The 21,542-nt window shown below is 73.2% G+C and carries 19 protein-coding genes and 1 pseudogene; 15 read left to right on the top strand and 5 right to left on the bottom strand.

Going from position 1 to position 21,542, the window contains the following annotated elements; genetic code table 11:
- Positions 1-6: 6 nt before the first annotated feature.
- Both ACFWBF_RS25115 and ACFWBF_RS25110 read right to left on the bottom strand, forming a co-directional pair.
- Complete coding sequence (locus ACFWBF_RS25115) at positions 7-1,350, bottom strand: protein phosphatase 2C domain-containing protein (RefSeq protein ID WP_385605810.1); 1,344 nt, start codon at positions 1,348-1,350, stop codon at positions 7-9.
- 103 nt (positions 1,351-1,453) lie between these two features.
- Entirely contained in the window at positions 1,454-5,230 is a 3,777-nt protein-coding gene (locus ACFWBF_RS25110) for a S8 family serine peptidase (RefSeq protein WP_385605809.1), read from the bottom strand.
- Positions 5,231-5,428: 198 nt separating this feature from the next.
- Between ACFWBF_RS25110 and ACFWBF_RS25105 the strand changes: the two genes are divergently transcribed.
- The 3 genes from ACFWBF_RS25105 (at position 5,429) to ACFWBF_RS25095 (ending at position 7,352) form a co-directional block, all read left to right on the top strand.
- Positions 5,429-6,406, top strand: a complete 978-nt coding sequence (locus ACFWBF_RS25105) for a helix-turn-helix domain-containing protein (RefSeq protein WP_385605807.1) — start codon at positions 5,429-5,431, stop codon at positions 6,404-6,406.
- Between the two features lie 24 nt (positions 6,407-6,430).
- The gene (locus ACFWBF_RS25100) at positions 6,431-6,913 is read left to right on the top strand and encodes a DUF456 domain-containing protein (RefSeq protein ID WP_385605805.1); all 483 of its coding nucleotides are present in this window, start codon (positions 6,431-6,433) and stop codon (positions 6,911-6,913) included.
- Positions 6,914-6,974: 61 nt separating this feature from the next.
- Complete coding sequence (locus ACFWBF_RS25095) at positions 6,975-7,352, top strand: PPOX class F420-dependent oxidoreductase (RefSeq protein WP_385605804.1); 378 nt, start codon at positions 6,975-6,977, stop codon at positions 7,350-7,352.
- A gap of 297 nt (positions 7,353-7,649) precedes the next feature.
- Here the strand turns inward: ACFWBF_RS25095 and rsgA are convergent, their stop codons facing one another.
- Entirely contained in the window at positions 7,650-8,741 is a 1,092-nt protein-coding gene (rsgA, locus tag ACFWBF_RS25090; protein WP_385605802.1) for a ribosome small subunit-dependent GTPase A, read from the bottom strand.
- Between the two features lie 323 nt (positions 8,742-9,064).
- Here rsgA and ACFWBF_RS25085 point away from each other — a divergent pair, with 323 nt between their 5' ends.
- Positions 9,065-9,466, top strand: a complete 402-nt coding sequence (locus ACFWBF_RS25085; RefSeq protein ID WP_385605800.1) for a VOC family protein — start codon at positions 9,065-9,067, stop codon at positions 9,464-9,466.
- Here the strand turns inward: ACFWBF_RS25085 and ACFWBF_RS25080 are convergent.
- Both ACFWBF_RS25080 and ACFWBF_RS25075 read right to left on the bottom strand, forming a co-directional pair.
- Positions 9,400-10,134, bottom strand: a complete 735-nt coding sequence (locus ACFWBF_RS25080) for a helix-turn-helix domain-containing protein (RefSeq protein ID WP_385605799.1) — start codon at positions 10,132-10,134, stop codon at positions 9,400-9,402. The genes ACFWBF_RS25085 and ACFWBF_RS25080 overlap by 67 nt on opposite strands.
- A gap of 35 nt (positions 10,135-10,169) precedes the next feature.
- Entirely contained in the window at positions 10,170-11,285 is a 1,116-nt protein-coding gene (locus ACFWBF_RS25075; protein WP_385605797.1) for a YihY/virulence factor BrkB family protein, read from the bottom strand.
- Between the two features lie 17 nt (positions 11,286-11,302).
- Between ACFWBF_RS25075 and ACFWBF_RS25070 the strand changes: the two genes are divergently transcribed.
- The 11 genes and pseudogenes from ACFWBF_RS25070 to ACFWBF_RS25020 all read left to right on the top strand — a co-directional run.
- Positions 11,303-12,946, top strand: a complete 1,644-nt coding sequence (locus tag ACFWBF_RS25070; RefSeq protein WP_385605795.1) for an acyl-CoA dehydrogenase family protein — start codon at positions 11,303-11,305, stop codon at positions 12,944-12,946.
- A 340-nt stretch (positions 12,947-13,286) separates the two neighbouring features.
- Entirely contained in the window at positions 13,287-14,549 is a 1,263-nt protein-coding gene (locus ACFWBF_RS25065) for a GAF domain-containing protein (protein WP_385605840.1), read from the top strand.
- Positions 14,550-14,554: 5 nt separating this feature from the next.
- Positions 14,555-15,118, top strand: a complete 564-nt coding sequence (locus tag ACFWBF_RS25060; protein ID WP_385605793.1) for a GNAT family N-acetyltransferase — start codon at positions 14,555-14,557, stop codon at positions 15,116-15,118.
- Between the two features lie 179 nt (positions 15,119-15,297).
- Positions 15,298-15,381: a putative leader peptide gene (locus ACFWBF_RS25055; protein ID WP_312847410.1), complete on the top strand. Its 84-nt coding sequence runs from the start codon at positions 15,298-15,300 to the stop codon at positions 15,379-15,381.
- A gap of 205 nt (positions 15,382-15,586) precedes the next feature.
- Positions 15,587-17,296 (top strand): nitrite/sulfite reductase, encoded by a 1,710-nt coding sequence (locus tag ACFWBF_RS25050; RefSeq protein WP_385605792.1) that lies wholly within the window; start codon positions 15,587-15,589, stop codon positions 17,294-17,296.
- Complete coding sequence (locus ACFWBF_RS25045) at positions 17,293-17,472, top strand: hypothetical protein (RefSeq protein WP_385605788.1); 180 nt, start codon at positions 17,293-17,295, stop codon at positions 17,470-17,472. The genes ACFWBF_RS25050 and ACFWBF_RS25045 overlap by 4 nt, the downstream gene beginning before the upstream one ends.
- Positions 17,469-18,197: a phosphoadenylyl-sulfate reductase gene (locus ACFWBF_RS25040; protein ID WP_385605786.1), complete on the top strand. Its 729-nt coding sequence runs from the start codon at positions 17,469-17,471 to the stop codon at positions 18,195-18,197. The genes ACFWBF_RS25045 and ACFWBF_RS25040 overlap by 4 nt, the downstream gene beginning before the upstream one ends.
- A gap of 35 nt (positions 18,198-18,232) precedes the next feature.
- Positions 18,233-18,778, top strand: coding sequence for an adenylyl-sulfate kinase (gene cysC, locus ACFWBF_RS25035; RefSeq protein ID WP_385605785.1), 546 nt, complete (start codon positions 18,233-18,235; stop codon positions 18,776-18,778).
- Entirely contained in the window at positions 18,775-19,728 is a 954-nt protein-coding gene (gene cysD / locus ACFWBF_RS25030; RefSeq protein WP_385605783.1) for a sulfate adenylyltransferase subunit CysD, read from the top strand. Before cysC ends, cysD begins: the two co-directional genes overlap by 4 nt.
- Positions 19,729-19,730: 2 nt before the next feature.
- Entirely contained in the window at positions 19,731-21,071 is a 1,341-nt protein-coding gene (locus ACFWBF_RS25025; RefSeq protein WP_385605781.1) for a sulfate adenylyltransferase subunit 1, read from the top strand.
- A 212-nt stretch (positions 21,072-21,283) separates the two neighbouring features.
- Positions 21,284-21,542 (top strand): annotated as a pseudogene (locus tag ACFWBF_RS25020) (sulfate ABC transporter substrate-binding protein); the annotation flags it as partial.

The following is a 21,542-nucleotide window of genomic DNA, read 5'->3' as shown; positions in this document are numbered from 1 at the left end:
GGGCGGTTACGCCTCCCAGACCGCGGCGGCCGTACGGTCGTCGGCGTATCCCTTGAGCCGGAGCTGGGTGTCCGCGAGGAAGGCCGCGAGGCCGGGCGGGTCCCCCTCCGACCAGCGTGCGGCGAGCTCGGCGGCGAGCAGGCCCTCCTCGCGCATGGGGTCCGCGAGGCCGCCCGAGCAGAGCAGCACGGTGTCGCCGGGGCGGGCCACGGAGGCCCGGAAGAGGAACGGGAGCCCGCCGTCCGCGCCGGTGGCGTCCTTGCCGGGGTGGGCGGCGGTCTCGTCCGGGCCGGCCGGCTCCAGGTCCTGCCAGCGCCCTTCGCGCAGCCGGAACAGCCCGCCCGCGCCGGCGCCGAAGGCGACCCGGGTCCGGCACTGCGGATCCACCGGGAGCAGCAGCCCGCGCAGCCCCGCGGTGTACGCCGCCTCCTCCAGGCCCAGCTCGGCGGCGCGGGCCCGCAGCCGCCCGTAGCCCCGGTCGGTGAGCCGCTGGAGTCCTGAGCGCAGGGCGTCGCGCCGCCCGGCCCGGATGTCCTCGGCGAGCCGCTCCTGGCTGCGGCCGACGGCGGCGGCGACCGTGCGGCACACCTCGGCGGCGGCCGCCGCGGCCCCGGGGGCGACGCGGTCGCCGCCGGCGAGGGCGACCAGGACGAGGGCGTCCGGGCCGCTGCCGAAGCGGGCCGTGAGCAGGAAGTCCCGACGGGCCTCGCCCCGGAAGCGGGCGGAGTCCCCGCGCAGGGAGGCGGCGCGCAGGGTGTAGCTCCCGTAGCGGGCCCCCTCCAGGACGGTGTCGGGGGTCAGCGCGTCGAGCGCAGCCGGGTCGGCGGCGGGCAGGGCCCCGGGCTCGGCGGCGTAGGTGGGCGCGCGGTCGCCCAGGTGCCGCACCTCGGGCCGGTCACGGGGGTCGGGCGAGTCCGCGGGCCCGGCTTCGGGCCGGGCCGGCGCGGGGGGCGCGGGCGGTACCGCGACGTCCCCCAGGGCGTACCAGGTCGGCCCGCCCTCCCGCGGATCCCGCGGCGGCGGCAACGCCACGCCGTCGCCGGGCGGCGCCGTCCCCAGGGGCGGGGCCGGTGGCGGCACCGGGGGCGGCGGGACGGGCTCCCGCCGGGGTGCCGGTACCACCGCCCCCGGCGGGGGCCGGTCTCCGGGCACGGCGGCGTCCGGCGCCGGGACGTGGCCCGGCTGCCCCACCGGTCCGGGCGGCAGGTCCGTCACCAGGACCGCCGCCGAGCGGAAGCGGTGGTCCAGGGTGTCCCCGGCCCCGGCCCCGTCCCCGGGGTCGGGTTCCGCCCCCGGGTCCGGGTCCTCGTAGAGCTTCTGCCACCAGTCGTCCGCGCCCTGCTGACTCATGCCCCCCATTGTCGGCCTTCGAAGGGGGCGGAAAACGCGGAATGCACGAAAAGGGCCCACCGGACCGCCGTCCGGTGGACCCTTCCCGCTTCAGTCGTACGACCTAACGGATGTCGTACGCCCGCGCTACCGTCTGGGTGACGGAAGCGCCGTTGGTGTCGGTCAGCTCCACCTTGAGCGTGACCGGCTTTCCGGAGGCGCCGGCGTGGTTCACGGTCGCGGTCCACTTGCCGCCGCGCTCGCTCACCCCGGCCTCGGTCCAGTTCTCACCGTCGTACGAGTACGACAGCTTCGCGGACTTCAGCGCGCCGGGCGCGTAGCCCGCGTGCCCGGTGACGCTCAGGCCGATGGTCTGCCCGTCGGCCGCCGCCACCGTCTTCATGCCGTCCAGCGGGGCCGCGTACCTCGGGAAGAGGATCGCCAAGCCCTGGGAGTACGCCGAGGCGTCGAGCTTCGAGGTGAAGCCCCAGGTCGTCTGGACGGCGGTGGAGCGCTGCCAGGTGCGCGACGGCGGCCCGATCTTCTCGATGGACTGGGTCAGTTCGTAGCGGCCCTGCTCGGCCGGGACCTCGAAGACCCCGAACGGGTACCAGCTGTCGCCGATGACCTCGCCGTCGCGCTTGAGCTGGAGCCCGCCGATGTCACCGAAGGAGCCGGGCTGCGCGTAGTGGCCGGAGTCGCCCCACATGGCGGGGGCGAAGCCGATCAGGCTGCCCTGCCGCTCGGCGGCCAGGGTCTCCTTGCCCGCGCTGTCGCGCGGGGCGACCGGCCCGGTCACGCCGTCGTACCAACTGGCCGCGGACTTGGCGCCCTTGGCGTAGGTGTGCTGCTCCCCGGTCATGAACTCGCCCCAGGGGAAGCTGCTGGAGAGGATCTGGTCCCAGGCCGTGTCCCCGGCGGTGTAGTACTCGGTCCGCTTGCCGGGGGCCGCGACGGTCTCGAAGCCGCCGAAGTAGACGGCGCTGCCGATGGGCCGGTACGCGCCGGCGATGTCGATGAAGTCGGCTGCCACGCCCATGGAGTTGTAGGTGGCTTCCACCTGCCCCAGGTCGCGGTCGCGCACCTTGTACGTGTGATTGCCCTGCACCTCCCGCGTCTCGGGGAAGGCGAGGGAGTAGACGTACGGGCTCTTCGCCGCACCCTTCCAGGACAGCGCGACCTTGCCCGCCGCCAGCCTGGCCAGCAGGGCCTTGCCCTCGGCGGACTCGATGGCCAGCGTGGGCAGGTTGCCCCCGAAGCCGGTGGAGGCGACCCAGCGGCCCGGGGTCTCGCGGTAGGCGAGGACCGCCTTGGCCCCGGCGGCCCGCGCGTCGCGGGCCACCTCGTAGAGCGCCCCGTCCTTGGCCTTGACCAGCACGATCGCGCCCTTGGCGCCGGCCGCGGCCAGTTCCTCGGGGGTGCCCGTGCCCGCGTCGGCCAGCGGCGCGGTGCCGGCCCCGTCGAGGTTGTCGCTGCCGGTGCTCGCGGTGATCGGGTGCAGGACCGGACCGCCGACGGCCTTCAGCTCGGAGATCAGGGGCGCGGCCGCCCGCCAGTAGCTGCCGAACTCGAACTGTCCTTCCTTGGCGCGGCCTTCGACCGAGGCGTAGTAGCCGCGGACGGTCCGGCCGCCCATGGCGGTGCCGGCGTGCAGCCACACGTCGTCCCAGCTGCGGGCGAAGCCGAGGGTGGTGTTGCGGGCCTCCAGCGGCTTGTCGCCCTCGATGCCCAGGCGCCCGGCCTCGCGGGCGTCCAGTACGACCACGGTGTCCTTCTTCACCTCCACCTGCGGGCGGCCCAGGTAGGTGAGCGAGTCGAACATCGGGTTCTCGGCGGTGTCGCCGGCGTCCGGGGTGCCGACGAAGGCGGAGAGGAAGTAGGAGCCCGGGCGCACCCGGTAGACCTGGTCCGCGGCGCCGTCGTTGAAGCGGCGCTCGCCGCTGGCGTCGTCGGTGCCGATGACGTCCAGGGACGAGGGTCCGGCGGCCGGCTTGCCCGCGCGGTCGAGGAGCTTGACCCGCAGGGTGACCGTCTGCGGCTCCACGTAGAGGGAGAAGGGGGTGGAGACGTGCACGCCGTTCGCCGTGGCGACGACGCGGCCGGTGACGTCACCGTACTGGGAGCGCGCCAGCTTGGCGGTCGGGTCGAGGGCGAGCGGCACCTTGACGGTGGCGCCGGCCGGGACGGTGACGGTCCGCCTGTCGAGGCGGGCGACCTGGCTCCGGACGGCCGAGCCGTCGTTGCCGGTGACCTTCTCGACGGAGAGGCTCAGGGTGACGGCCTTGGTGCCCGTGTTGGTGTACGGGACCTCCACGCTCCGGCGGTCGCTGCGGTCCTGCGGCCAGTTGTACGCGCCGCCCTGCACGGCGGGGGCGCCGGTGACGGTGGCGTCGACGGCGGCCTTGACGTCGAGGCGGCCGCCGCCGGTCTCCCGTACGTCGCCGGGTACGGCCGTGTTGGCCGCGCCGACGAGGGCGGCCTTGACCTGCTGCCCGGTCCAGTCGGGGTGGCGCTGCTTGACGATGGCGGCGGCGCCCGCGACGTGCGGGGTGGCCATCGAGGTGCCGGACATGGACTGGTACGCGTACACCCCGCGGCCGCCCATGTTGGCGGCGGAGATGCCGACGCCGGGGGCCGCGATCTCGGGCTTGAGGGTGTGCTGGAGACCGGCCGGGCCGCGGCTGGAGAAGACGGCCGTGGTGTCGTCGCGGTCCACGGCGCCCACCGTCAGCACGCTGGCGGCGCAACCGGGCGAGGAGACCGTGTTGTTGCCGGGGCCGGAGTTGCCGGCGGCGATGACGAACAGCGGGCCCTGCTGGGACAGCTTCTCGGCGGCTGCGGCGAGCGGGTCGTCGCAGGCGGTCTGGGAGGGGTCGCCGAGGCTCATCGAGACCACGTCGGCCTTGGACGCGACGGCCCACTCCATGCCCGCGATGATCCACGAGTCCAGGCCGTAGCCCCCGTCGTTGAGGACCTTGCCGCTGAGCAGCTCGGCGCCGGGGGCGACGCCCTTCTTGGCGCCGCCGCTCTCCGCGCCGGAGCCGCCGACGGTGGAGATGGTGTGGGTGCCGTGGCCCTGCCGGTCGGCGTCGGTGTCGGAGTCGGTGAAGTTCTTCGACTCGGTGACCCGGCCCTTGAGGTCGGGGTGTTCCAGGTCGGTGCCGGTGTCGAGGACGGCGACCTTGGTGCCCTTGCCGTCGTATCCGGCGGCCCAGGCGGCGGTGGCGTTCACCTGCTTGGTGGAACGCTCCAGGTTCGCCTGCACCTTGCCGTCCAGCCACAGCTTCTTCAGCCCGCCGGGCGCGGCGGAGCGGGAGCGGGGGTCCGCGGCGGCGCCGGTGACGTCGGCCCAGAAGTCGGCGGCCTGCTGCTTGTCCGCGGCGAGTGCGACACCGCCGATGGAGCCGAGGACGAGGGAGCGCTCGGCGCCGCGGGGCACGGGCGGGGCGCTGCGCACGAGGTTCACGGAGCCGTCGTAGACGGCGATGAGCGGGAGCTTCTTGGCGTGCGCGTCGTCGTAGCCCTGCCGGATCAGGCCGGTGACGTTGAAGAGCTCCTCGTCCACCGTGCCCGCGACGAGGGCCTTGGCCGCGCCCTGCGGGTAGACGTAGAGGTCCTTGCCCGACTGGCGGGTCTGCACGATCGGCTGCGAGCCGTCCTCGCGGGGCATGGCCGTGGCGGCGGTGCGGCCGGCCGCGTCGGTGGAGACCACGATCCGGTCACCGGTGACCAGGGTCACCGTGACGGGCGCGGCGGGCTGCTTTCCGGCCGCCTCGCTGCCCACGAGCGGTCTCTTGTCCGGCCCTCCGTCGCTCGGCTGTGCCGTGGACTGGCCGACGGCGGTGACGGCCAGGACGGCCGCGATGGCCGCTCCCAGTGCCGTACGCGATATCGGGCGCATCGCTCTCCCCAGGTGAATTCCGGCCAACTACTGCATTGCACGGCAAACGAGCCGCGTAAATGGCTTCTGGCCAGCGGATGTTGGTGCTGCGGTGGCGTCACCTTGGCAGAGACGCGGGGGGTGCGGCGATGATGTCCGCGGCGGGTTTGCGCCGTGGCCGCTTCCCGCCAGGCACGGTCGAAAGGGTGGGGTGGACGGATGCTGGGTGCGATAGGCCTCGACGAGGGCCAGGAGTCGGCGTACCGCGCGCTGGTGGCGCTGGGGGCGGCAGAGGTGCCCGACCTGGCCCATCGGCTGACCCTGCCGGTGCCGCAGACGGAGCGGGCCCTGCGGCACCTGGAGCGCCACGGGCTCGCGGCGCAGTCCTCGGCCCGGCCGGGCCGGTGGGTGGCGGCCCCGCCCGGAGTGGCGCTGGGCGCGCTGCTGACCCAGCAGCGGCACGAGCTGGAGCAGGCGGAGCTGGCCGCGGCGCTGCTGGCGCAGGAGTACCGGGCGGAGGCGGCCGAGCCGGCGGTGCACGACCTGGTGGAGGTCGTGACAGGTGCGAGCGCGGTGGCGCACCGCTTCCACCAGCTCCAGCTGGGCGCGGTGGAGGAGGTGTGCGCGCTGGTCAGCGGCCGGCCGCAGGTGGTCACGGGCACGGACAACGAGGCGGAGGAGCGGGCCGCCGTACGGGGCGTCGAGTACCGGGTGGTCATCGAGCGGGAGGTGCTGACGACGCCGAGCGGGATCCGGGAGGCGTCCACGGCGCTCGCCCGGGGCGAACGCATCCGCGTGGCGGGGCAGGTGCCGACGAAGCTGGTGATCGCGGACCGGACGCTGGCGATGGTGCCGCTGACCGTGCGGGGCGCGGAGCCGGCGGCGCTGGTGGTGCACGCGTCGGGGCTGCTGGAATCGTTGACGGGCCTGTTCGAGGCGGTGTGGCGGGAGGCGCTGCCGCTGCGGCTGGGCGCCACGGGCCACGCGGAGGAGGGGGACGGCGGGCCCGACATCACGGACCTGGAGATCCTGTCCCTGCTGCTGGCGGGGATGACGGACGCGAGCGTCGCGAAGCACCTGGAGCTGGGGCTGCGGACCGTGCAGCGGCGGGTGAAGGGCCTGATGGAGCTGTCCGGGGTGACGACCCGGCTCCAGCTGGGCTGGCACGCGTACGAACGGGGCTGGGTGGCCCGGTAGCCCCTGGTCGGGCAGGCTGAGCAGATGGATCTGCCTCAGCTGCTCCTGGTGGGGCTGGTGATGCTGCTCGGGGTGCTCGGGGTGCTGGTCCCGGGCGTGCCGGGGACCTGGCTGGTGTGGGCGGGGCTGATGTGGTGGGCGCTGCACGAACGGTCGGGGACGGCGTGGATCCTGCTGGTGTCGGCGACGGCCCTGCTGCTGGTGGTCCAGGTGGTGCAGTGGCAGCTCCCGCCGAGGCGGCTGCGCGGCGTCGGGGTCACCCCCCGGATGACGGCGTACGCGGGCGCGGGCGCGGTCCTGGGCTTCGTACTGGTACCGGTGCTGGGGGCCGTGCCGGGCTTCGTCGGCGGCATCTACCTGTGCGAACGCCGGCGCCTCGGCACCCACGGCGAGGCGTGGTCCTCGGTCCGCGCGGTGATGCGGGCGGTGGGCACGAGCGTGCTGGTGGAGTTGTTCGCGTGCCTGCTGGTGGTCGGGGCGTGGGCGGGCGTGGTCGTGTGGTCGTAGGCCCGCGGCCTAGGGCCGGCGGCCGATGCGGTGGGGTGCGGCGGCTGCGAGGGTGTACGTCATGACGGAGTTCAAGGGTTTCGGCGAGGCAGAGCTGGCGTACCTGCGGTCGCAGCGTCTGGGCCGGCTGGCGACGGTGGACGCGGCCGGGCAGCCGCAGGCGAACCCGGTGGGGTTCTTCCCGCAGGACGACGGGACGATCCTGGTGGGCGGGTCGGCGATGGGCACGACGAAGAAGTGGCGCAACCTCGTCGCCAACCCGCGGCTGTCTTTGGTCGTGGACGACCTGGTGAGCACCCGGCCGTGGCGCGTGCGCGGCGTGGAGATCCGCGGACGTGCCACGCTGGAGGTCGGCCCGCACGCGCTGGGCCCGTACTTCAGCCCGGAAGTGATCCGCATCCACCCGACCCGGGTCTTCACGTGGGGCCTCGAACCCTGACCCTGGCCCTCGCCTCCATCGCGGGCTGGGCGGTTACCGCCCAGCCCGCGGGCTCCGCCCGGACCTGCGCCGCGAACGCCGGCGAGGCTGGTTGTCGCCGGGCCGGAGTCCGACCCGACCCGACCCGCGCCCGGCGCGCAGCCGCGGCCCGGGCCGGAGCCCGGCGCACGCCGAGCACCGGCACGGGCCCGGCGCGGTCGGACCCCGGCTGACCACCGTGCCCCCGGCACGGGCCCGGCGCGGCCGAAGCCGGACCGCCGAGCCCCCGGCAGGGGCCCGGCGGGGGCCCGGCAGGGGTCAGCCGCGGCCGCGCTTCGCCGCGAAGTTCGCGCGGCCCTGCGCCGCCTTCAGGCGCCAGTCGCGGCGGATCTCCGAGCGGAGCCTCGCGTCCGTTTTCGCGACGATCCGCTGGTTCTCCCGCAGCAGCTTGCGATAGCTCTCCAGCCGCCGCTGCGGCAGCGCCCCCGCGTCCACGGCGGAGAGCACCGCACACCCCGGCTCCGCCTCGTGCGCGCAGTCCTGGAACCGGCAGGACCCGGCGTACTCCTCGATCTCCGAAAAGACCTGCCCGACGCCCGCCTGCGCGTCCCACAGCCCGACGCCCCGCAGCCCGGGGGTGTCGATCAGGACGCCTCCGCCCGGCAGGGCGAGGAGGTTGCGCGTCGTGGTCGTGTGGCGGCCCTTGCCGTCGATGTCGCGCGTCTCCTGGACCTCCATGACGTCCGCGCCGAGCAGCGCGTTGGCCAGCGTGGACTTGCCCGCACCCGAGATGCCGAGCAGCACGCTCGTGCCGCCCGCCACGACGGCGGCCAGCACCTCCGTGCCCTCCCCGGTCAGGGAGGAGACGGTGAGCACCTGGACGCCCGGCGCGGTGGTCTCGACGTCCTGGACCAGGTGCCCGAGGGACACCGGGTCCGGGACGAGGTCCGCCTTGGTCAGGACGACGAGCGGCTGCGCTCCCGACTCCCACGCCAGGGCCAGGAACCGCTCGATGCGCCCCAGGTCCAGCTCCACCGCCAGGGAGACGGCGATGATCGCGTGGTCGACGTTGGCGGCGAGGATCTGCCCCTCGGACCGCTGCGAGGAGGTGGACCGTACGAAGGCGGTCCGGCGCGGCAGATACGCCTTCACGTACCGCGGGTTGCCGGCCGTCTCGACGACCGCCCAGTCACCCGTGCAGATGACCCGCAGCGGGTCGTGCGGGGTGACGAAGGCGGTGTCGGCCCGGACGATGCCGTCCGCCGTCATGACGTCGCACTGGCCGCGGTCGACCCGGACGACCCTGCCGGGCACCAGGCCCTGCTCGGCGTACGGGGTGAACTCCGCCGCCCACGCTTCGTCCCAGCCGAAGGGGGTGAGAGGGGAGGGGAAAACAGAAGAGAGAGTCAAGGGGAACCCTTCACAGGGTGGCCCCGGCAGCGCGCGCTCGCGCTCGGCGGCGCGCGGAGAGGTGTGAGGTCAGCCGGAGACCACGGAGGTGTCATTGATGGTCTTCTGAGTGCGGGCAGCGCCCTGCGTGACGACAGTCATCAACGAACTCACCTCCGGGTCATGCACGAGCGACAAGGTCCCGCACCGACCGGCGGGAACGTCACCACCGTAACAAGTGCCCTCGCCCGGCCGCCAATTCTTTTTCCGCCGCCGTGCGCGCCTGCGGTGTCGTGTCCGATTCGTTCAAGACCGCAGGCCGTCCCCGCTCCTAATCTGACGGCATGACTCCCCGACTCGACATGATCGGCCTGGTCGTCTCCGACATGGCCGCCTCGCTCGCCTTCTACCGCCGCCTCGGGCTGGACGTCCCGGCCGACGCCGCCGACCAGCCGCACGTGGAGGCGGCCCTGCCCGGGGGTCTGCGGATCGCCTGGGACACCGAGGACACCATCCGCTCCTTCGACCCGTCCTGGACCCGCCCGGACGGACGCAGCAGCCGCCGGGAGCTGGCCTTCCTGTGCGATTCCCCCGCCGAGGTGGACGCCCTGTACGCCGAGCTCACCGCCGCGGGCCACCCCGGCCACCTGAAGCCGTGGGACGCCTTCTGGGGCCAGCGCTACGCCGTCGTACTGGACCCGGACGGCTGCGGGGTCTCGCTGTTCGCCGCGCTCGCCGCGCAGTAGGCGCCCGGCGTGGTCCCGGCCAGCGCCCGTACCTCGCGGGTGTAGTGGGCCTGGTCTGCGTAGCCGGCGCGGTGCGCGACCTCCGCCTGGGGCAGCCCGCGGCGGGCCAGCGCCAGCGCCCGCTGGAGCCGCAGCACCCGCCCGAGCGTGCGCGGGCCGTACCCGAACGCGTCGAGCGAGCGCCGGTGCAGTTGGCGCTCGCCGAGCCCGACCGCCGCCGCGACGGCGGCGACCGCCTCCCCCGCGCCGAGCCTGGCCGCCGCCTCCGCGGCCAGCGGATCGGGCGGTCCGCTCAAGGCGGCGCGGGCGAGGGCCAGCCGCTCCAGTCCCGCGCACGGGTCCCCGTACGAGGCGATCCGCTCGGCGAGGCGCCGCACCTCGGGTCCGGGCCACAGGTCGGCCAGTTCCACCCGCCGGTCGCGCAGTTCCCGGGCCGGTACGCCGAGCAGCGCGGGCGCGGTGCCGGGGGCGAGGCGCAGTCCGGCGAAGGCGGAGCCGGCCACTTCCCCCGCGCGGTGCGGCCCGGTGTCGGGGCCCGCGACGAGCAGCCGCCCGTCCACCCACAGCAGGTCCATGCACCCGTCGGGCAGCACCGCGGCGCCGCCCGCTCCGGCGGCGCGCCACAGCACGGCCCCGGGGACCAGGAGCGAGCGGTGTTCCTCGTACACGGACCTCACGCTACGCCGCCGGCCCGGAGCCCGCGTCAGTGCTTGCGCAGGCGCGAGTGGTAGTCCTCGGGCGGCAGGAAATTCGACCAGCGTTCGGGGAACTCCGACGGCATGCCGCCGTCCTCGTCATCCTCGGACTCCCCCTCGGCCAAGGCCCGCCAGGCGGCTGCCCTGGCGATGAGCCGGGCGGCCTCGGCCTCGCGGACGCGCTCGTTCGCCTCGCGCGCCGCGGCCGTGGCCACCGAGGGCCAGACGCGGTCGATGGCGGCGTTGACGGCCGCGCCGACGAGGACCGCGAAGGCCGAGATGCCGATCCACAGCAGGACGGCCACCGGCGCGGCGAGGGAGCCGTAGATCGTCGGCCCCTCCACGGTGTTGGTGAGGTAGATCCGCAGCAGGAACGAGCCCACCACCCACATCGCCAGGGCCACCAGCGCGCCGGGCACGTCCTCGATCCACGGCGAGCGCACGGGGACGGATACGTGGTAGAGCGTCGTCAGGAAGGCGATGGAGAGCAGCGTGACGGTGGGCCAGTACAGCACCGCGATCACTTCCGTGCCCCAGGGCACCATCCGCACCACCGCGTCCGGGCCGACCACCATGAGCGGCAGCACGATCGCGCCGATCAGCAGGGCGACCACGTACAGCAGGAAGGCCAGCAGCCGGGTCTTGACGATGCCCCGCTGGCCGTCGAGCCCGTACATGACGGTGATGGTGTCGATGAAGACGTTGACCGCGCGCGAGCCGGACCACAGGGCGAAGGCGAAGCCGAGCGAGATCAGGTCGGGGCGGCCGCGGCCGGTGACGTCGTCCAGCATGGGGCGGGCGATGTCGTTGACGCCCCGGTCGGACAGGACGGTGCCGACGGCGCCCAGGATGTTCTCCTCGATGCTGGCCACGGACTGGGTGTTCGTCCAGCCGTCCACGTAGCCGAGCAGGCCCAGGAGGCCGAGGAAGAGCGGCGGGAGCGAGAGCAGCGTGAAGAAGGCCGCCTCCGCCGCGAGCCCGAGGATCCGGTACTCGATGCACGAGTTCACGGTGTCCTTCAGGAGCAGCCATGCCATCTTGCGCTTGGAGACGTTGCGATAGAGGGCCCGTGCCCGGTGGAGCCGACCTGGGATCCGCTCGGGTGTTTCTTTTGCTGGCTGCACGTCCTTACGGTATCCGCATGGCAGCCACCACCCACACAGTCAGCAACCAGGCCCCTCCCCTGGTGGGCTATGACGTATACGGCAGCGACCGGGTCCTGAGCGAGGGCGTCGAGCGGCATCTCGCGGGCGCGGATCCCGAACTCCTGGACAGCGCAAGGGAGGAGCTCGGCGACCTCGGGCGGGCGGCGGGCTCCGCGCAGGCCCAGCTGTGGGGGACGCAGGCGAACGAGAATCCGCCCGTGCTGCGGACACACGACCGCTACGGCAACCGGATCGACGAGGTGGAGTTCCACCCGGCCTGGCACCGCCTGCTGGGGCAGGCCGTCTCTGCCGGGCTCACCGACGCGTGGGGCCGGCCGGCCGGGCACCTGCGCCGTGCGGCCGGGTTCTTCGTGTGGTCGCAGGCGGAGGCGGGGCACGGCTGCCCGGTCTCGATGACGCACGCGGCGGTGCCCGCGCTGCGGACGGATCCGGAGCTGGCCGCCGAATGGGAGCCGCGGCTGACCTCGCACGTGTACGAGGAGGGCCTACGGCCGGCCGGGCAGAAGGCCGGAGTGCTGTTCGGCATGGGGATGACGGAGAAGCAGGGCGGCAGCGACGTACGGGCGAACACCACGGCGGCCGTGCCGTTGGACGCTTCGGGCGAGTACCTGCTGACGGGTCACAAGTGGTTCTGTTCGGCGCCGATGTCGGACGGATTCCTGGTGCTGGCGCAGGCGCCCGGCGGGTTGACGTGCTTCCTGGTGCCGCGGGTGCTGCCGGACGGGACGCGCAACGTGTTCGCGATCCAGCGGCTGAAGGACAAGCTGGGCAACAAGTCGAACGCTTCGAGTGAGGTGGAGTTCGACGGGACGTGGGCGCGGCGGGTGGGCGAGGAGGGCCGGGGGGTGCGGACCATCATCGAGATGGTCGCGGCGACCCGGCTGGACTGTGTGATCGGTTCGGCCTCGCTGATGCGGCAGGCGCTGACGCAGGCCGTGCACCATGCGGAGCACCGCTCTGCTTTCGGAGCGCCGCTCATCGACCAGCCGCTGATGCGCAACGTGCTGGCCGACCTCGCCCTGGAGTCGGAGGCGGCCACCACGCTGACGCTGCGCCTGGCGGCCGCGTACGACGCCGGAACCGAGCAGGAGAAGGCCTTCCTGCGCATCGCGGTGCCCGCGGCGAAATACTGGGTGACCAAGCGCTGTACGCCGATGGTGGCGGAGGCCCTGGAATGTCTGGGCGGCAACGGCTACGTCGAGGAGTCCGGCCTGCCCAGACTGCTGCGCGAGTCTCCGCTGAACTCCATCTGGGAGGGCTCGGGCAACGTCCAGGCCCTGGACGTACTGCGGGCCCTCCAGCGGGAGCCGCAGGCACTGAACGCGTTCCTCCAGGAGGTCGGGCGGGCCCGGGGCGCCGACCACCGGCTGGATTCGGCCATCAAGAACCTGCTGACCGAGCTCGCCGACCTGGAGGGCATCGAGGCGCGGGCCCGCCGGGTCGTGGAACGCATGGCGCTGGTCCTGCAGGGCTCGCTGCTGGTGCGCTGGGCCCCGCCGGAGGTCGCGGACGCGTTCTGCGCGTCCCGGCTGGGCGGTGACTGGGGCGCGGCCTTCGGCACGCTGCCGCACAGTCTCGATCTGGGGGCGGTGGTGGAACGGGCGCGGATCACGGGCTAGCGGAAGTCCCCAAACCGCCACGCGCCCAGACCCGGACCCGTTGACCTGGAGCAGAGGTGGCGCCGCGCCGACTCGGCACCACCCCTGATCCGAGAAGCCCCGAGGAGGAGCTGTCACGCCGCTCAGCGGCGTCCGGACAGTTTCGGTCGACCGACCGGGACTTGGCGAGAGTTGCATACCGTTGCAACCTTTGAGTCGACAGCCGCCCGCCGGACGTGCCAGGGGAAGCGGCGCGACCGGACCGCCCGGGCGGCAACCGTCGTACGGTCCTGTTCCACACGGGGAGGTTCCGGTGGCCCACACCACAGGCAGCGCAGTCGATGTGGCGCGCATCTCGGCCATGGACGCGCGGGATGCCGCGCGTCTGCTCAAGGGGGTACGGGCGGCCGCGCTGGGCGGCGGCCGGCCGCCGGCGGCCCCCCGGCCGGAGATCGCCGAGTCCTGGCGCCGGATGCTGGCCGGCGGGGTGCACCCGGACCGCGACGCGCGCTCCCGGGTGCTGTCCGCCGCCGAGACGGAGGAGCGTCGCCAGACCTCGCCGCTGCGCGAGGTCCTGCCGCTGCTGCGCGAGGGGCTGCTGCCCGAGCTGGACGACGCGCTCCACATCATGGTCGTCGCCGACGCGGACGGCCGGCTGCTGTGGCGGGAGGGCCACACCTCGATCCTGCGCAAGGCGGACCGGCTCGGCTTCGCGGTGGGCGCCGACTGGGACGAGGCCGTGGTCGGCACGAACGGGGTGGGCACCGCCCTGGTGGCCCGGCGGCCGGTCCAGGTGTTCTCGGCGGAGCACTTCGTCTCCAGCCACCACGACTGGACCTGCGCGGGGGCTCCCGTACGGGACCCCAGGGACGGCCGGCTGCTGGGCGTGGTCGACGTCAGCGGGCCGCTGGCCACCATGCACCCGGCGACGCTGGCGTGGGTGAGCTCGGTGGCCCGGCTCGCCGAGCGGGAGCTGCGGGTGCGGCACCTGGAGTCGCTGGAGCGGCTGCGGTCCATGGCGGCGCCACTGCTGGCCCGGATCCCGGGGCGGGCCGTGGCCGTGGACGCGAACGGCTGGACCGCGGCCGTGACGGGGCTGGCGCCCGCGGACCGGATCCCGCTGCCGAAGTCCTTCGGGCCCGGCCGGGTGTGGGTCCCGCAGCTCGGCGACTGCGTGGCGGAGCCGCTGCCGGGCGGGTGGCTGCTGAGCGTCACCGGGGAGCGCCGGGACGCGGCGGCCGCGCGGATCGTACTCGACCTCAGCCGGGCCGGGTCCTGCTCGGCGACGGTCCACGGGGCCGCGGGCAGTTGGTCTCAGGAGCTGAGCCCGCGCCATGCGGAGCTGCTGTTCCTGCTGGCGGAGTCCCCGCGGGGGCGGTCGGCCGCGGAGCTCTCCGCGGAGCTGTTCGGCGACCCGACGCGGACGGTGACGGTGCGGGCGGAGCTGTCGCGGGTACGGCGCCGCCTGGCCGGGGTGCTGACGCACCGGCCGTACCGCTTCGCGGGGGACGTGGAGGTGGAGCTGATCCGCCCCGCGGACCCGGCGGCGCTGCTCCCCCACTCCACGGCGCCCGCGGTGATCAGGGCCCGCCTGGGCCGGACGGGACCCGGCGTGATTCCCTGAACCGCATGAGCACCATCACCCTCACCACCTGGTCCCTGGAAATGACCTCGCCGCAGGACCTGGTCCCGGCGGCCGTTCCCGGCCCGGAGATCACCGTCGCCCGGGCGGAGGTGCCCTCCCCCGAATTCAGCCGCTTCCTCTATGCCTCGGTGGGCGGTGACATCCACTGGACGGACCGGCTGTCCCTGACCCGCGCGCAGTGGGTGGAGCAGCTGGGGCGGCCCGGTGTGGAGACGTGGGTGGCGTACGACCGGGGCACGCCGGCCGGGTACGTGGAATTCGACCCGCAGCCGGACGGCGTGGTGGAGATCATGTACTTCGGCCTGCTGCCGGACTTCCGGGGCCGCCGGATCGGCGGGCACCTGCTGTCGGTGGGCATCGCCCGGGCCTGGTCCCTCGCGGAGCGCTGGCCGGAGCTGGAGCCGACCCGGCGGGTCTGGCTCCACACGTGCAGCCAGGACGGCCCGACGGCGATGGACAACTACCTCCGCCGCGGCTTCAAGCTCTTCCACACGGAAACGGAACCCAAGGAAGACACCCCGACCCCCGGCCCCTGGCCCGGCGCGTAGCCCCTCCGGGGCGGTGCCCGGACCCGCCTGCGCGCCGCCGCCGCCCCTGAGGCCGGTTTCGGAGGCGGAACCGGCCGACCGGCGTGACGCCCGTCACGTCGTCTCATGATCCGGGACGACTTCGTCCGAATCGTGGACAGTAGTGGACTCCTCCAATCGCCACATGACACGCTTCCGCCATGAACGGAGCTGGAATTGCCTTGGTGAGTCGGCGGCACGTCGACCTCGGCCGCATGTCCAGCGCCATCTGTCCGGCGCGCTGACGGAACCAGCCACCGCCGCACCGCGCCTCCACGCAGCCGTCGTGGACGCGCCACACCTCGCAAGTCCCCTGTAGGCAGACCACCGCCCAACGCACCGGCACAACCGGAAACGAGCGGCGGCGATCAGCCACACCCGCTCCGCGCCCAGGGGTCACGCCGCTCCCCCCTGCCCCCGCCTTGAGCCGCCGAAGAAGGACGTACCGCCATGGCCGCCACCCCCGAAACGCCCGCAGCCGCAGCTCCCGCAGCCGCCGCGCGCCGCAAGACCGGCCGTCACCGCGGTGAGGGTCAGTGGGCCGTCGGACACCACACGCCCCTCAACGGCAACGAGCAGTTCAAGAAGGACGACGACGGTCTCAACGTGCGGACACGCATTGAGACGATCTACTCCAAGCGGGGCTTCGACTCGATCGACCCCAACGACCTGCGCGGCCGCATGCGCTGGTGGGGCCTGTACACCCAGCGCAAGCCCGGGATCGACGGCGGCAAGACCGCGATCCTGGAGCCGGAGGAGCTGGACGACGAGTACTTCATGCTGCGCGTGCGCATCGACGGCGGCCGGCTGACCACCGAGCAGCTGCGCGTCATCGGTGAGATCTCGCAGGAGTTCGCCCGCGGCACGGCCGACCTCACCGACCGCCAGAACGTGCAGTACCACTGGATCCGGATCGAGGACGTCCCGGAGATCTGGCGCCGCCTGGAGGCCGTCGGCCTCTCCACCACCGAGGCCTGCGGTGACACGCCCCGCGTCATCCTCGGTTCGCCGGTCGCCGGCATCGCCCGGGACGAGATCATCGACGGCACCCCCGCCATCGAGGAGATCCAGCGCCGGATCGTGGGCAACCCGGCCTTCTCCAACCTGCCCCGCAAGTTCAAGTCCGCGGTCTCCGGCTCGCCGCTGCTCGACGTGGCGCACGAGATCAACGACATCGCCTTCGTCGGCGTGAACCACCCCGAACACGGCCCCGGCTTCGACGTCTGGGTCGGCGGCGGCCTGTCCACCAACCCCAAGCTGGGTGTGCGCCTGGGCACCTGGGTCTCGCTCGACGAGGTCCCGGAGGTCTACGAGGGCGTCATCTCGATCTTCCGTGACTACGGCTACCGCCGGCTGCGCACCCGCGCCCGCCTGAAGTTCCTCGTCGCGGACTGGGGCCCGGCCAAGTTCCGCCAGGTCCTGCAGGACGAGTACCTGGGGCGCGAGCTGACCGACGGCCCCGCCCCCGAGCAGCCCAGCGGCCAGTGGCGCGACCACGTCGGCGTCCACCAGCAGCAGGACGGCCGCTTCTACGTCGGCTTCGCGCCCCGCGTCGGCCGCGTGGACGGCGCCACCCTGACCAAGATCGCGGATGTCGCCGAGCAGCACGGCTCCGGCCGCCTGCGCACGACGGCCGAGCAGAAGATGGTCGTGCTCGACATCGAGGCGGACCGCGTCGACTCGGTCGTCTCGGCCCTGGAGGCGCTGGACCTGCGGGTCAACCCGTCCCCGTTCCGCCGCGGCACGATGGCCTGCACCGGCATCGAGTTCTGCAAGCTGGCCATCGTCGAGACCAAGGCGCGCGGCGCCGCGCTGATCGACGAGCTGGAGCGCCGCCTGCCGGACTTCGCCGAGCCGCTCACCATCAACATCAACGGCTGCCCGAACGCCTGCGCCCGTATCCAGGTGGCGGACATCGGTCTCAAGGGCCAGCTGGTCCTGGACGACGACGGCAACCAGGTGGAGGGCTACCAGGTCCACCTGGGCGGCGCCCTCGGCCTGGAGGCCGGCTTCGGCCGCAAGGTCCGCGGCCTCAAGGTCACCTCGGCCGGTCTGCCCGACTACGTCGAGCGGGTCGTCAAGAGCTACGAGGAGCAGCGCGAGGACGGCGAGCGCTTCGCGGCCTGGGTCGCCCGCGCCGACGAGAAGAGCCTCTCGTGAGCGAGCGCGCCGCACCGTTCTACTGCCCGTACTGCGGCGACGAGGACCTGTTTCCCAACGAAACCGGGCACGGCGCGTGGGAATGCCGGGCCTGCAACCGAGCCTTCCAGCTGAAGTACCTCGGGCTGCTGGCCCGGGGTGTTCAGTCCAACACCGCTGGAGGGGACCAGATATGACGACCACTCAGAATGCTCAGGACGTTCAGGGCGTTCAGGGGACGCGCGACCTCAAGGCGCTGGCCGAGCAGGCGGGCCGGGACCTCGAGGACGCCTCCCCCCTGGAGATCCTCACCTGGGCGGCCGAGACCTTCGGCCGGAAGTTCGCCGTGACCTCCTCCATGGAGGACGCGGTCGTCGCCCACCTGGCCTCCCGCGCCTTCCCCGGCGTGGACGTGGTCTTCCTCGACACGGGCTACCACTTCGAGGAGACCATCGGCACCCGTGACGCGGTCGAAGCCGTGATGGACGTCAACGTCATCACGCTGACCCCGCGCCGGACGGTGGCCGAGCAGGACGCCGAGCACGGTCCGAAGCTGCACGACCGCGACCCCGACCTGTGCTGCGCGCTGCGCAAGGTCAAGCCCCTGGAAGAGGGCCTGACCGCGTACGAGGCCTGGGCGACGGGGCTGCGCCGCGACGAGTCCCCGACCCGGGCGAACACCCCGGTGGTCGGCTGGGACGAGAAGCGGCAGAAGGTCAAGATCTCGCCGATCGCCCGCTGGACCCAGGACGACGTGGACGCGTACGTGCTGGAGCACGGGGTGCTCACCAACCCGCTGCTGACGGACGGTTACGCCTCCGTCGGCTGCGCCCCCTGCACCCGCCGCGTGGCCGAGGGCGAGGACGCGCGGGCCGGCCGCTGGGCCGGACGGGCCAAGACCGAGTGCGGACTGCACGGCTGATGACGGAACGTGACGAACCTACGGAGACAGAGCAGATGAGCGTGAGCGACCAGGGCGCCACCGTGTGGCTGACCGGGCTGCCGAGCGCGGGCAAGACCACCATCGCCCACGCGCTGGCCGAGCGGCTGCGCGCCGAGGGCCACCGCGTGGAGGTCCTCGACGGAGACGAGATCCGCGAGTTCCTGTCCGCCGGCCTCGGTTTCAGCCGCGAGGACCGGCACACCAACGTGCAGCGGATCGGCTTCGTCGCCGAACTGCTGGCGAGCAACGGCGTCAAGGCCCTCGTGCCGGTGATCGCGCCGTTCGCGGACAGCCGCGAGGCCGTCCGCAAGCGGCACGCCGCCGAGGGAACCGCGTACCTGGAGGTCCACGTGGCCACCCCGGTCGAGGTCTGCTCGGAGCGTGACGTGAAGGGCCTGTACGCCAAGCAGGCGGCGGGCGAGATCTCCGGTCTGACCGGGGTCGACGACCCGTACGAGGTGCCGGAGTCCCCGGACCTCCGTATCGAGTCGCACACGCAGTCCGTGCAGGAGTCGGCCTCGGCCCTGCACGCGCTGCTCACCGAGAGGGGTCTGGCATGACGACCACCGTCGCCCACCTGCACGACGCTGCGGACAATTCCTCCGGCTCCGCGCCGTACGCGCTGTCGCACCTCGACGCCCTCGAGTCGGAGGCCGTGCACATCTTCCGCGAGGTGGCGGGCGAGTTCGAGAAGCCGGTGATCCTCTTCTCCGGCGGCAAGGACTCCATCGTCATGCTGCACCTGGCGCTCAAGGCGTTCGCGCCCGCGCCGGTGCCCTTCACGCTCCTGCACGTGGACACCGGGCACAACTTCCCCGAGGTCCTGGAGTACCGCGACCGCACGATTGCCGAGCACGGCCTGCGCCTGCACGTGGCGTCCGTCCAGGACTACATCGACGCCGGCAAGCTGCGCGAGCGCCCCGACGGCACCCGCAACCCGCTGCAGACCGTCCCGCTCACCGAGGCGATCCAGCAGCTCAAGTTCGACGCCGTCTTCGGCGGCGGCCGCCGCGACGAGGAGAAGGCCCGCGCCAAGGAGCGCGTCTTCTCCCTGCGCGACGAGTTCTCCCAGTGGGACCCGCGCCGCCAGCGCCCCGAACTGTGGCAGCTCTACAACGGCCGCCACGCACCCGGCGAGCACGTGCGCGTCTTCCCGCTGTCCAACTGGACCGAGCTGGACGTGTGGCAGTACATCGCCCGTGAGGAGATCGAGCTCCCGGAGATCTACTTCGCCCACGAGCGCGAGGTGTTCCTGCGCAACGGCATGTGGCTGACGGCCGGCGAGTGGGGCGGCGCCAAGGAGGGCGAGGTCCCCGAGACCCGCCTGATCCGTTACCGCACCGTGGGCGACATGTCCTGCACGGGCGCCGTCGACTCCGCCGCCACCACGCTGGACGCCGTGATCGCCGAGATCGCCGTCTCCCGGCTCACCGAGCGGGGCGCCACCCGCGCCGACGACAAGATGTCCGAGGCCGCGATGGAAGACCGCAAGCGCGAAGGGTACTTCTAGAAATGACCAGCACCACAGAGCAGTTCGCCGACCTGTCGGCGACCACGCTGCTGCGCTTCGCGACCGCCGGTTCCGTCGACGACGGCAAGTCCACCCTGGTGGGCCGCCTGCTGCACGACTCCAAGTCGGTCCTGACCGACCAGATGGAGGCCGTCGAGGCCGTCTCCGCCCAGCGCGGCCAGGACGCCCCCGACCTCGCGCTCCTCACCGACGGCCTGCGGGCCGAGCGGGAGCAGGGCATCACCATCGACGTCGCCTACCGCTACTTCGCCACCGCCCGCCGCCGGTTCATCCTCGCCGACACCCCCGGGCACGTGCAGTACACCCGCAACATGGTCACCGGCGCCTCCACCGCCGACTTGGCCGTGGTGCTGGTCGACGCCCGCAACGGCGTGATCGAGCAGACCCGCCGGCACGCGGCCGTCGCGGCCCTGCTGCGGGTCCCGCACGTGGTCCTGGCCGTCAACAAGATGGACCTGGTGGGCTACGAGGAGGCCGTCTTCGCGGCGATCGCCGAGGAGTTCACCGCGTACGCCTCCGACCTGGGCGTCCCGGAGATCACCGCGATCCCGATCTCGGCCCTGGCCGGGGACAACGTGGTCGAGCCCTCCGCGCACATGGACTGGTACGGGGGCCCCACGGTGCTGGAGCACCTGGAGACCGTCCCGGTCAGCCACGACCTCACGGCCTGCCCGGCGCGTTTCCCGGTGCAGTACGTGATCCGCCCGCAGACCGCCGAGCACCCCGACTACCGGGGCTACGCGGGCCAGATCGCCTCCGGCGTGCTGCGCGTCGGCGAGGCCGTGACCGTCCTGCCGTCGGGGCGCACCTCGGTCATCGAGGGCATCGACGCCCTGGGTGAGCCGGTGGACATCGCGTGGGCCCCGCAGTCGGTGACGGTGCGTCTGAAGGACGACATCGACATCTCGCGCGGCGACCTGATCGCGCCTTCCGCGAGCGCCCCGGCCACCACGCAGGACGTCGAGGCGACGGTCTGCCACGTGGCGGACCAGCCGCTGGCCGTCGGCGCCCGGGTGCTGATCAAGCACACGACGCGCACGGTCAAGGCCATCGTCAAGGAGATCCCCTCGCGGCTGACCCTGGACGACCTGTCGCAGCACCCGAACCCCGGGCAGCTCGTGGCCAACGACATCGGCCGTGTGGTCGTCCGTACCGCCGAGCCGCTGGCGCTCGACGCGTACGCCGACTCGCGCCGTACCGGGTCCTTCCTGCTGATCGACCCGGCTGACGGAACCACCCTGGCGGCGGGCATGGCGGGCGAGTCCTTCGCCTCCAAGGCCGAGACGACCGTCCAGGCGGATGAAGAAGGGTGGGACTTCTAGATCATGCTCTCCGACATCTATTCCACCTTCGCCAAGGAGGGTGGCCGCGTCGGCAGCGGCGCCCTCGGCAGTGGCCAGGGAGGGGTGGCGCGATGTGCGCGATGACGTACGCGCACTGCATGCGCGCCCACCACTCCGAGCTGAACCAGCCCTTGCCCCATGGACGAAGACCTGCGTCGTGACCACACGGCGCTTCGAGAGGAAGTCCTCCCGTGCCTGCCACCGGTATCACCACCCGTAATCCGCGCTCTTCCGTCGGCGTGCGCCGCGGCGTCGTCGCCGCTGCCGCCCTGCCGCTCCTGATCGGCGCGCTCGCCTCCTGCGGCTACGGTTCCGAAGCCAAGAAGGACGAGCCGAAGGACAAGTCGGCCAACGTCGCCACCGCCGGCAAGCCGCTCTCCGCCTCCGAGGTGCGGATCGGGTACTTCCCGAACCTGACGCACGCCACCGCTCTGGTGGGCCTGCAGGAGG

Origin of the sequence: Streptomyces sp. NPDC060028 (assembly GCF_042736725.1) — a bacterium.
Taxonomy (GTDB): Bacteria; Actinomycetota; Actinomycetes; order Streptomycetales; family Streptomycetaceae; genus Streptomyces.
This window is presented reverse-complemented; position numbering and strand designations above follow the sequence as displayed.

Coding starts and splice junctions, on each gene's coding strand:
- ACFWBF_RS25115 (WP_385605810.1), bottom strand. CDS start 1,350: ATGAGTCAGCAGGGCGCGGACGACTGGTGGCAGAAGCTCTACGAGGAC.
- ACFWBF_RS25110 (WP_385605809.1), bottom strand. CDS start 5,230: ATGCGCCCGATATCGCGTACGGCACTGGGAGCGGCCATCGCGGCCGTC.
- ACFWBF_RS25105 (WP_385605807.1), top strand. CDS start 5,429: ATGCTGGGTGCGATAGGCCTCGACGAGGGCCAGGAGTCGGCGTACCGC.
- ACFWBF_RS25100 (WP_385605805.1), top strand. CDS start 6,431: ATGGATCTGCCTCAGCTGCTCCTGGTGGGGCTGGTGATGCTGCTCGGG.
- ACFWBF_RS25095 (WP_385605804.1), top strand. CDS start 6,975: ATGACGGAGTTCAAGGGTTTCGGCGAGGCAGAGCTGGCGTACCTGCGG.
- ACFWBF_RS25085 (WP_385605800.1), top strand. CDS start 9,065: ATGACTCCCCGACTCGACATGATCGGCCTGGTCGTCTCCGACATGGCC.
- ACFWBF_RS25070 (WP_385605795.1), top strand. CDS start 11,303: ATGGCAGCCACCACCCACACAGTCAGCAACCAGGCCCCTCCCCTGGTG.
- ACFWBF_RS25065 (WP_385605840.1), top strand. CDS start 13,287: ATGGACGCGCGGGATGCCGCGCGTCTGCTCAAGGGGGTACGGGCGGCC.
- ACFWBF_RS25060 (WP_385605793.1), top strand. CDS start 14,555: ATGAGCACCATCACCCTCACCACCTGGTCCCTGGAAATGACCTCGCCG.
- ACFWBF_RS25055 (WP_312847410.1), top strand. CDS start 15,298: ATGAACGGAGCTGGAATTGCCTTGGTGAGTCGGCGGCACGTCGACCTC.
- ACFWBF_RS25050 (WP_385605792.1), top strand. CDS start 15,587: ATGGCCGCCACCCCCGAAACGCCCGCAGCCGCAGCTCCCGCAGCCGCC.
- ACFWBF_RS25040 (WP_385605786.1), top strand. CDS start 17,469: ATGACGACCACTCAGAATGCTCAGGACGTTCAGGGCGTTCAGGGGACG.
- cysC (WP_385605785.1), top strand. CDS start 18,233: ATGAGCGTGAGCGACCAGGGCGCCACCGTGTGGCTGACCGGGCTGCCG.
- cysD (WP_385605783.1), top strand. CDS start 18,775: ATGACGACCACCGTCGCCCACCTGCACGACGCTGCGGACAATTCCTCC.
- ACFWBF_RS25025 (WP_385605781.1), top strand. CDS start 19,731: ATGACCAGCACCACAGAGCAGTTCGCCGACCTGTCGGCGACCACGCTG.